This window comes from Pirellulales bacterium (assembly GCA_019694455.1).
Taxonomy (GTDB): Bacteria; Planctomycetota; Planctomycetia; order Pirellulales; family JAEUIK01; genus JAIBBY01.
Map to the genome: position 1 here is coordinate 1 of JAIBBY010000091.1, position 9,477 is coordinate 9,477.

Below are 9,477 nucleotides of genomic sequence, written 5' to 3' on the forward strand. Positions count from 1 at the left end.
GTCGGTGCGCCAACATCCGCCACTAGCATCGACGAGCAAACGGCCGCGCCCAATACGGTCCCCAATGACCAACAAGCCATTCCGCTGTCGCCACGCAAGGCAGAGCGATCGACACATAACAGCGCCTCCAAGACCGCGACGCCGCGCGTCCCGGTCGCCTGGTCGAGCCTGATCACCGTGGGGGTTAGCCTCGGGCTCGTGCTCGGACTGTTCTTCTTTTTTGCATGGTTGATGCGCCGCGGCGTGCCCGGCGCGGTGCCGCTGTTGCCGAAGCATGTGGTGGACATTTTGGGGCGCGCGCCGTTGCCGGGGCGACAACAGATGCAGTTGATTCGCCTGGGCAACAAACTGATTCTGGTGCATGTTTCGCTTGCGGGCGCCGAAGCGCTGGCCGAGGTCACCGACGCGGTCGAGGTAGACCGGATCGTGGGGCTGTGCCAGCAAAACTTGCCGCAAAGCTCAACCCGCGCCTTTCGGGATGTGTTGAACCAACTGGGTCGCGATCGGCATGCGCGCTCGGACGACTTTGGATTGGAGCTTGCCAGCAGTCGCGGATCGCGCCGCGGTCAAGATCGACGGAGAGACCTGGATGGTTAGCCACCGTCGATTCGCTATCGCGCTTTGGGCGCTAATCCTATTCGGCCATGCGTCTGGCTTGCAGCGGCTCGCCGCGCAAGAGCCGCAAGAGTCAGCCAATCTGCCGGCGGCGATCGAGTTGCCCAAAGGATTGATGGAGGGACCTGACGCCTGGGTCAGCCCCGAGCGTTTGACCTCCACGATGCAGGTGATGCTGCTGCTCACGGTGGTGGCGCTCGCGCCAACCATCTTGATTATGACCACCAGCTTTGTGCGCATCATCGTGGTGCTCGGTTTGCTGCGACAAGCGATGGGCACGCAACAACTGCCACCGAGTCAGGTCATCACGACGCTGGCATTGTTTCTCTCGCTGCTGGTCATGACACCGGTTTGGAAACAGGTATACGACGACGCCATCGTTCCATATACGGAGCGGCAACTGACGCTCGACGAGGCATGGCAAAAGGGAGTCACTCCGATTCGCCGGTTCATGAGTTTGCAAATTGAGCGGACCGGCAACACCGACGACATTTGGCTATTCATGGAGTATTTGCCCAACGCCCCGACGCCCACCAGTTCGGACGACGTTCCGCTGGCGGCGCTGCTGCCGGCCTTCATGTTAAGCGAATTAAAGACCGCGTTCTTGATCGGGTTTCAGATCTATCTGCCGTTTCTGATTCTCGACATGGTCATTTCAACCGTGATGATCTCGATGGGCATGTTGATGCTCCCGCCCGTCTTGATCTCCTTGCCGTTCAAGCTGTTGCTCTTTGTGTTGGTGGATGGCTGGCAACTGGTGGTGGGCAAGCTGCTGGAGAGCTTTGCCCCATTGACGGGGTAGTCGTTTCCCTACGGAAGGCGCCATGGATTCTCAACAAGCGGTCGACATGTGTCGCGAGGCGATTCTGATTACCCTGTTGATCAGCGCGCCAGTGTTGGTGGCGGGCTTGCTGGTTGGTTTGGTGGTGGGCCTATTGCAGGCGCTCACGCAAATTCAAGAACAGGCCATCGCGTTCGTGCCCAAGCTGTTGGTGATGGTGCTGATGCTGTCGTTAACGCTGCCGTGGGTGCTGGGTCGGCTGCTGGAATACACCACCGACGTCATCTCTAGTGTGCCGGTGAACTTGTAGCGCATGAGCTGGCTCGCCGAGATCGATCTCAAACTGGTGTTCTTGTTTTCGCTGGTGCTTGCACGCATTAGCGGGCTCGTGGCCACGGCGCCGCTGTTGTCCGGCGGTACGGTGCCAATGCAAGTGCGCGCGCTATTTGTGTTCGCGCTGTCGTTGATGACGACCTCGGTGCAAGCAGCGCGCTCGATCGAAATGCCAAACACCGTGATCAACTACGCGCTGGTGCTGGCCGGCGAACTGTCGATTGGCCTGTTGCTGGGACTTGGATTGCAGTTCTTTTTTTCCGGCATCCAGATGGCTGGGCTTCTCATCAGTCAGACCAGCGGACTGACACTGGCCGACGTGTACAACCCCGACACCAACTCCGAGGCGCCCCTGTTCTCGCATTTGATGCACCTCTTGGGCATGGCCGTCTTCGTGTCAGTGGGTGGCCATCGCCAACTGATGATGGGACTATTAGGGACATTCGAAACGCTGCCGATTGGTCAACTGGCGGCGATTCCGTCTGTCGCCGAGTTGTTCACCGACTTGATTCAACAGAGCTTGGCGCTCGGCTTGCGGCTGGCGGCGCCGGCTGTGGTGGCGCTGTTGTTGACCACGCTGGTGTTGGGGCTGATCAGCCGTACGCTGCCGCAACTCAACATCATGTCGTTCGGGTTTGGCGCCAATGCGCTGGTAACCTTGGCAATGCTTTCCATTTCGCTATCGGCGCTGGTGTGGATTGTGCAAGACGAAGTCGAGCCCATCATCGAAGTCGTGTTGGACGGCATTCACGCGGCGGTCTAAACGGCCTAATTTCGCAGCGGAATCATGGCAGACGACGGCGGCAATAAAACACAGGAGCCAACGCCGCACCGCCGTCAGCAAGCGCGCGAGCAGGGGCAAGTGGCTAAGAGCCAGGATCTGGCCTCGGCCGCGATCTTGATGGCGGGCACGGCTGGCATGCTATATCTGGGGCAACGCTTTGTCGCGTTCCTCTATCGCTTCTCGACGTCGCAATGGGGTGGCGACGCCTGGCTGGAAGCGGATCAGCGCTTCGCTGTGGCGACTTGGAATGGACTGCTTGGCGGCCTAGCGCCCTCGATACTGCCTTTGCTGCTGGTGGTGGTGCTGGTGGCAATCATGGTGGAGATGTTTCAAGTCGGTTTGCTGTGGACCCCGGAACGGTTGGCGCCTGATTTTTCGCGGCTCGATCCCATTCAAGGCTTCCAACGCATCTTCTCCATGGCCGGCGCCGTGAAGTTGTTCTTCGGCATTGTGAAGATCGCGCTAGTCGCCGTAGTGGCCTATTCGAGCTTGTATAAAGAGCGCGACACAATCCTGTCGCTGGCAGGGCTCGCCTTGCCGCAAGTCGCCTGGTATTTGGCGGAGATCCTGCTGTGGACCACCCTCAAAATTGGCGGCTTCCTGCTGCTGCTGTCGGCGCTCGATTATGGCTACCAGTGGTGGCGACATGAGCAAGACTTGCGGATGAGCGTCGACGAAGTGCGCGAAGAAATGAAAAACCTGCAAGGCGATCCACAGTTGATCGCCCGACGACGCAGCGTGCAGCGTCAATTGGTGCTCAATCGCTTGGGACAGGCCGTGCCCAAGGCGGATGTGGTGATCACCAACCCCACGGAGTTGGCGATCGCGGTCCAATACGATCCAGAAGAGATGGCGGCGCCGATCGTCGTGGCCAAGGGCGCCGGGCTGTTGGCGCAGCGGATTCGCAAATTGGCGCTGGAGAACGGTATTCCGGTATTGGAGCGCAAGCCGCTGGCACAGGCGCTCTACAAGCAGGTGGAGGTCAACCAGCCGATCCCGCAGGGCCTCTACGCGGCCGTGGCCGAGTTGTTGGCCTACGTGTACCAGCTCAAAGGCAAAAAGATGCCGGCGCGAACCGATGCCGCCTGAGCGTGAGCCCTACGCTATTACGGTATGACCAGCGGCGCGCCCGCGTTGGTGAGCTGCGAAAAATTGTAGCTTACGCTGAAGGGCGCGATCCCGTAGATGCCGCGCGTGAACACCAGGCTGATCCAATCGTCCAGCACCAAGATCGGGCTCTTGGGTACGATCACGACATCCGAATCGTTAAGCCAAATCTCGTCCGACGGGTTCGGCTGTTTGCCATAGAGGGCGCCGCGGATGTCGAGCATGGTGGCCATGAGCCGCCAGTCGTCGGCGCGGCGAAAGACCACGACCTGGCGCAGATTGGCGCCGACGTTCCAGCCGCCCGCCATCGCCAACGCCTGGCTGGCCGTGGTGGGCGCTTCGAGCGTGAACCGCCCAGGCGTGCGCACCTCGCCAAGCACATAGCAGTAGCGCGGCGCGCGTTGCGCCAAGACCGGCGTGACCTCCATGCCTTCGATTTCCATCGAATAGCGCTCGTCCAGCTCGCGCTTGAACTCTTCGAGCGTGAGCCCCTGCGCAGGCACACTGCCAACGGCTGGCAGCGCGACGGTGCCCTCGGGCGTGATCTTGGCCTTGAAAAATTGGCCGCCGAAGCCTGCTTTGCCGTTGATGGTCACGCGCAGGTCTTCTAGCTTGGTGTCGATTTTCAATGGAGTCACCGCGATCGAGCCGGCCACCACCCGTTCGCGATAAAACTTGGTGTACATTTCCTCGAGCTCGGCTTGGAGCTGCGGAAAGGTGCGGCGCACCGCTTGCACCTGCCCGAGTAGCGGCATCGTGATGGTGCCATCGGGCTGAACCACGGCCAACTCGCGATTGATCTGTTTGTCGACAAACGACTCGATGCGCAACTCGTCGCCAACGTTGATCTTGTACGGATGCGGGCGAACGTTGCGCGTGACGCGATAGACAAATTCAATCTCGTCGTCAACACGCAAACGGTAATTGGGGACATGCGCTAGTCGGGCATGCCCCACATATTCGCCCTGGGCAAAGGCCTGCCACGGAATCGGTCCAACGGCCTTCCAGCTTTGTTCGCCGCAGGGACCACAGGCGCCGCTGTCGACGCCATGTACGCAATGAGGCGCAGCCGGTCCCAACGATTGGCAGCGCAACACTTGCGAATCGATCACAACGCACGAGCGCGCGGCCAGGGCCGGCGATGCTTTCGCGATGGCGCGGGTACTGGTCGCGTCGCCCCGCAGTAGGTTGCTCTGGCTAAAGACGGCCGCGATCAGAACCACGACAAACAAACAGCAACCAAACACCAACCCGCGGCGCCTTGGCGCTGGACCATGGCGATTCGCTCCGCGTTGGACGCCAGGTGTTTGGTGATCGCTGTTCAAGACTTCCCTCAACAACTAACGACGTTTCGCGGAATTTGCAGTGGCCCGGTTCGCCTCGCGCCCGCCGGGCAATTGCGCCGCGGCAGCCGGTTGGACGGCGCCGGCATGATCGCTTACTCGCGCAAAATCGGCGGCATTGGTCCATTGCACATCGTGCGAGGCCAGCGGCAAACCGAGTGGTCCGGGTTGTTTGAGCACCCCGCGGCGCCGCGCTATTTCGGCCTCTTGCAGCGCGAGTTGAGCCAATGGCTGCTCGCCGAGTTGTCCGTGGACAATCGCCAGATTCTGCCAAGTCACTGGTTGGCCAGAGATGCGCAGACTTTGCACGAGCGCGGCCTTGGCTTGGTTGTATTTGCCGTAGCCCGCCAGCAGCACGCCTAGCTCATTGGCCGCCATGAAATTTCGCGAGTCGACCAGCAGTGCCGCTTGGTGAAAGACAATCGCCTTGGGCTCTGCGGCGATGGAGTAGCGGCCTTCGGTCTTGCCGAGCGCGGAGTGAAGTTTGCCGAGCCCCAACAGCGCCATGGAGGCCGCCGGTTGCCCGCCAGCGGCGTAGACAAACCGCTCCTGGGCGTAGCTGTAATATCGCTGCAGCGCGTCCATGGCCGAAACAGCGCCGGGATCAAGGCCTTTGAGCACCGGAGTTTTGTGAGGACGCGCCGTGACGACCGCGTCGAAGGTGATGGTTAGCCGCGACGTATCGGCGACAAAATCGTCGGATTCGTCGAGGGCCCCCAGTCCGTCGTTCATGGCCTGCACGTGCGAACTGTTTCGCTCGATCGCATCCAGCCCCTGCGCGACCATGCCGAGGGCGTGGATGAACTCGGAGCGCGCCGAGAAGAGCGCCCGGCGACCGGCCAGATCAAATCCTCGCCGGGTATGCGCGTCTGCCAATCTCGATACAGCAATTATCTCGGCTTGACGAGCAGCGCTGAGGCGCGGCGCTGGTCGGACAGGGGCACTGCCGCTTGTGGCGGCCGGTTGAACCGTGTTTAACGCAGCCGGGCGGATGGCCGGAGCGGCTTGATTCGGGCGCGGAGCGCGGTTGGCGGGCGCGATGATCAGTTGCGGCGCGCTGTTGGGAACCGGAAGCGCGGCGCGCGGGGGCGTATCGTCCACCCGAGGCAACAGCACAACCGGCGACGTTGTAGTCTGTGCGGGCGATGGCTGCGGCGAAACGGCGGGTTGCTCGGCGGCCGGAGCCGGCGGCGGCACATCGTCTGTCAGTGGAACGGCGAGGCCCGAAATAACTTCGGCAAAATCCACAGGCGGCTGCGGATCGACAGTGGGCTCTGGCAATGGTTCCTCGACAATCGGCACCGAGGTTTGGGCCGCTTCGTCAGGCAGAGGAGCTTCGATCGCGCCTTCGGCGGCCTCGACCATGCGATCCGCGGGGGGTGTCTCCAACGGTGAATTGCGGATTGCGTCCCAATCGAGGCCGCTGGGGAGCACCACTGTGGAATCGGGCGATTCTGACCGCGTTCTTTCAGCTACAAGCGCGCTGAGCGTGACGCCAAAGTCGGGCGCGCTGGCGACCTCAACCGGCGACAATGCTTGACTCGTGTTTGCAGTCGGAATCGGATCGCTGGAAGCGCGCACGGGCGGACTAGGCGCCTCGCTTGATGGCTGCTCGCGCGGGGCCTCTTGCCGCATCAACGCCAACAATAGGCAAAGCGGCAAGACCGCGAGCAAACGCGAAATCCAACGATGATCCGTCATTCGTTTGGAATCGGGCGACTGAATTGTGGAAACGATTACGCGTGCTGCCAAGGCAAGGCCCGCGGACCCACGCAGTTCGTGGCTCCCTGGCCGTTAATCTGCCGGTGCGGGCAAGTGCTGGCGCTGGCAGCGGTCCGCAGTTCTCCCTCATTGGCATTCGACCTGGCGCCGCGAACCGCGTAATGAAAACTGCACGCCAGAGCATCTTACGAATCTTCGCTACAATCGAGACGCGGCTCGAAAGCAAAGAAAATCGTTACGTGCTTGCGCGCGCCGCCGCAGGACCATGGGCGCCGGCCGTTGGCCTGCGCGGTTATTTGCGGACTGGCGAGAGTTTGCCGGCCGGGCTGAGTCCAGCGGCCTTCCACACCTGGTCGAGTGCTTGCCCAACCTGACGAACAAATCCATCGCGGCTAATCGAACCGAGTCCGTCGCGTCCTGGGTTGGGTGTGATGGGCCCGTCGTATCCCATTTCGGCAAGCAGCGTCAGCGCGGCAGCGGAGTCGATGATTCCGGTCGATCCCGGAAGTTGCCGCTGATCCGTCGTCAACTCGTCGCGCGCTGGCGATACTGGCGCATCGGAGACGCGAACTTGCACAATCTGCGTTGGCGTGAGTTTACGGATATCGTCGACCTTGCCGCCCGAGCGCCATAGGTCGTACAGATCGACCACCATGCCAACATTGCGGGCCTGCACGGTGGCCATCAGCAGAGCCAAGGCGTCGAAGCCATGAATAAACTCGAAGCTACGATCGGCGCGCGCGCTGGGGGCGGAACAAAAGGCAATGCCAAGCGAAATTCCATGCGGCGCCAGCACCGCGCCAATCTCGTTGTAGCGGCGGCGATAAAACTCGAAGTTCTCGTGGTACGGGCGTTCGTCAGAAGCCGGGGACAATTGCGTCACGGCTCGCACACACCCCACCTCGGCGGCGGTCCGCGCCAGCGGTTCCAATTGTTTGAGCCCTTGCTGGAATTCGGAATCCTCCGCCGCGGGGTCGAATGGCAAGGCAAACTCGCTGAGTCGAACCTTTGCGCTATCGTACAAACGTCGCGCATAAGGTAAGCCGTGCGTTTCCGCGCGCTGGTGAAACTCGACTAGATTCAAGTCAGTCCCACGGAAACCGTGAGAAAGCGTCAGTTCGATTTGCTCGGCCTGGGTGGCCGTAATGTCCAGTGCGCCTAAGCTCAAATCACGGAACATTCGATTCTCCGTTGCCACATAGTTGCCACCACCTTGCCGCGATCAGCACGGTGAGAAATCGGCGCCGGCTGGTGTTTCCAGCCGGGCGATGCACTGGGCGATCGCGTAGACAAGCCGTCTAGGCGACGGCTTTGTGAAATCGAAGCGATGCCGTAGACGGGCCCCAAATGCGGCCAAATCTTGCGGTTCGCCGGGCATTATGTCAAATTCGTCGATTCGTTCCTAGTGGCCCTTGGCGGCCGCTGGCAGCGGCAAGCTGCAATGCGCGGTGCCGTCGAGTTTGGTCCCCTAATCCGTGCGTCAGGTCTGCATGTCGGATCTATTGGAGATTGTCGTCCTCGGCATCGTACAGGGACTTTCTGAATTCCTGCCGATCAGCTCCGATGGACATCTGGTGATTGTCGCCGCGCTTTTTGAGCATTTCACCGGGCGACACCGGCCAGACGTGTTGGAGCGCAGCGTCGCCTTGCACGCTGGTACCTTACTGGCCGTGTTAACCGTCTTTGGTCGCGATCTGATTCAGGCGTTGCTACACGATCGCCGAGTGCTGGCATTGCTGGTGGTTGGCACGTTGCCCGCAGTTGCCGTGGGACTGGCCGGAGATCGGTATTTCAAACATTGGCTCGAAAGTCCGCTTCTGGCCGGCGCGGGTTTGATAGTGACCGGCATCGTGCTGCTGTGGGGCACGCGCGGCAAGCGCGGCGAAGCGACCTATCCCACGCTTCCCTATGATCAGGCGCTGAGCATTGGCGTGTTTCAGGCGGCGGCGATCTTGCCCGGCGTATCAAGGAGCGGCTTGACCATCGCATCGGGCATGCGCGCGGGGCTGACGGGTCGCGACGCGGCGACTTATTCGTTCCTGCTGTCCATTCCGGCGGTCGCCGGCGCCTGCTTGCTGGAGGGGTTGAAAATTGCCCGCTCGACGACGCCGGGGAGCACCCCCTTGGCAGAACTGGCGATCGGCGCCGCAGCGGCGTTTGTCGTGGGGTTGGCAGCGCTTTTGTGGCTTTTGCGGCTATTGCGAACAGGCCGCTTGCACCTTTTCGCGTATTACACCATTCCGCTGGGGTTGGTGGTGCTGGCGTGGCAACTCTGGTTCCAGTAGCGTCGCATGGCCGGAAGGTTGCCTGTTTTGCTGCCCGTTTAACTGATTCGGTTGCGATGACTTGCGACTTTGAGCGACCGATTGCCCGGCCGGCAGTCGATATTTAGAATGAAGTCGTCAGGAGAGAGCCGATGGGCATCTCAACCGGGGGGCGAACTGGATTCGACCGGACAGGTTGAGGCGCTGTGCGGCGTGCCGTGGTTGGTCAGCAGGCCACGTTAAAAGCCGACCACATCTTCAATTGCTGAAGATACTTTCGCTTTGGCTGCCTAATTAAACGGTAGCCCTGATCGAGGGCTTTTGGTCGGAGAGGCCCGAAGGTCAGTCGTTAATTCCGGCTCGCCCCGTTCCATTGCAGGGTACGGACGGGGTTAAAAAAGTTCCCCGCTGGCTCAACAGGGACCCGGTCGACAGGGGCTCTTCGAGCGAGAACCAAAGAGTCGACTACGCACGTAGAAGCTGGCGCTGAAATGTTTCGGGACGCGGGTTCGATTCCCGCCGCCTCCA

Annotated in this window: 9 protein-coding genes and 1 other RNA gene; 7 read left to right on the top strand and 3 right to left on the bottom strand. The window is 61.1% G+C overall.

All coding sequences use genetic code 11. The annotated features are described in order from the left end of the window. The 5 genes from K1X71_20330 to flhB all read left to right on the top strand — a co-directional run. Positions 1–597 (top strand): hypothetical protein (locus tag K1X71_20330; GenBank protein MBX7075497.1); only part of this gene is annotated, 597 nt, incomplete at its 5' end. After that, on the top strand, positions 509–1,417 hold the full coding sequence (gene fliP, locus K1X71_20335; protein ID MBX7075498.1) for a flagellar type III secretion system pore protein FliP: 909 nt from the start codon (positions 509–511) through the stop codon (positions 1,415–1,417). The genes K1X71_20330 and fliP, both read left to right, overlap by 89 nt. A 22-nt stretch (positions 1,418–1,439) precedes the next feature. Next, positions 1,440–1,706 (top strand): flagellar biosynthesis protein FliQ, encoded by a 267-nt coding sequence (fliQ, locus tag K1X71_20340; protein ID MBX7075499.1) that lies wholly within the window; start codon positions 1,440–1,442, stop codon positions 1,704–1,706. 3 nt (positions 1,707–1,709) lie between these two features. Further along, positions 1,710–2,492, top strand: coding sequence for a flagellar biosynthetic protein FliR (locus K1X71_20345; protein MBX7075500.1), 783 nt, complete (start codon positions 1,710–1,712; stop codon positions 2,490–2,492). A 24-nt stretch (positions 2,493–2,516) separates the two neighbouring features. Continuing rightward, positions 2,517–3,602 (top strand): flagellar biosynthesis protein FlhB, encoded by a 1,086-nt coding sequence (gene flhB / locus K1X71_20350; protein ID MBX7075501.1) that lies wholly within the window; start codon positions 2,517–2,519, stop codon positions 3,600–3,602. A gap of 17 nt (positions 3,603–3,619) precedes the next feature. Here the strand turns inward: flhB and K1X71_20355 are convergent, their stop codons facing one another. The 3 genes from K1X71_20355 to K1X71_20365 form a co-directional block, all read right to left on the bottom strand. Next, complete coding sequence (locus tag K1X71_20355) at positions 3,620–4,945, bottom strand: polysaccharide biosynthesis/export family protein (protein ID MBX7075502.1); 1,326 nt, start codon at positions 4,943–4,945, stop codon at positions 3,620–3,622. A gap of 15 nt (positions 4,946–4,960) precedes the next feature. Then, positions 4,961–6,664: a hypothetical protein gene (locus K1X71_20360; GenBank protein ID MBX7075503.1), complete on the bottom strand. Its 1,704-nt coding sequence runs from the start codon at positions 6,662–6,664 to the stop codon at positions 4,961–4,963. Positions 6,665–6,977: 313 nt separating this feature from the next. Then, a complete protein-coding gene (locus tag K1X71_20365) occupies positions 6,978–7,865 on the bottom strand; it encodes a sugar phosphate isomerase/epimerase (protein ID MBX7075504.1) in 888 nt (295 codons plus the stop codon). Positions 7,866–8,175: 310 nt separating this feature from the next. On the opposite strand from K1X71_20365, the gene K1X71_20370 reads away from it, so the two are divergent. Together K1X71_20370 and ssrA are read left to right on the top strand one after the other, a co-directional pair. Beyond that, positions 8,176–8,970 (top strand): undecaprenyl-diphosphate phosphatase, encoded by a 795-nt coding sequence (locus K1X71_20370; GenBank protein ID MBX7075505.1) that lies wholly within the window; start codon positions 8,176–8,178, stop codon positions 8,968–8,970. A 147-nt stretch (positions 8,971–9,117) separates the two neighbouring features. Next, positions 9,118–9,477: a transfer-messenger RNA gene (gene ssrA, locus K1X71_20375) on the top strand.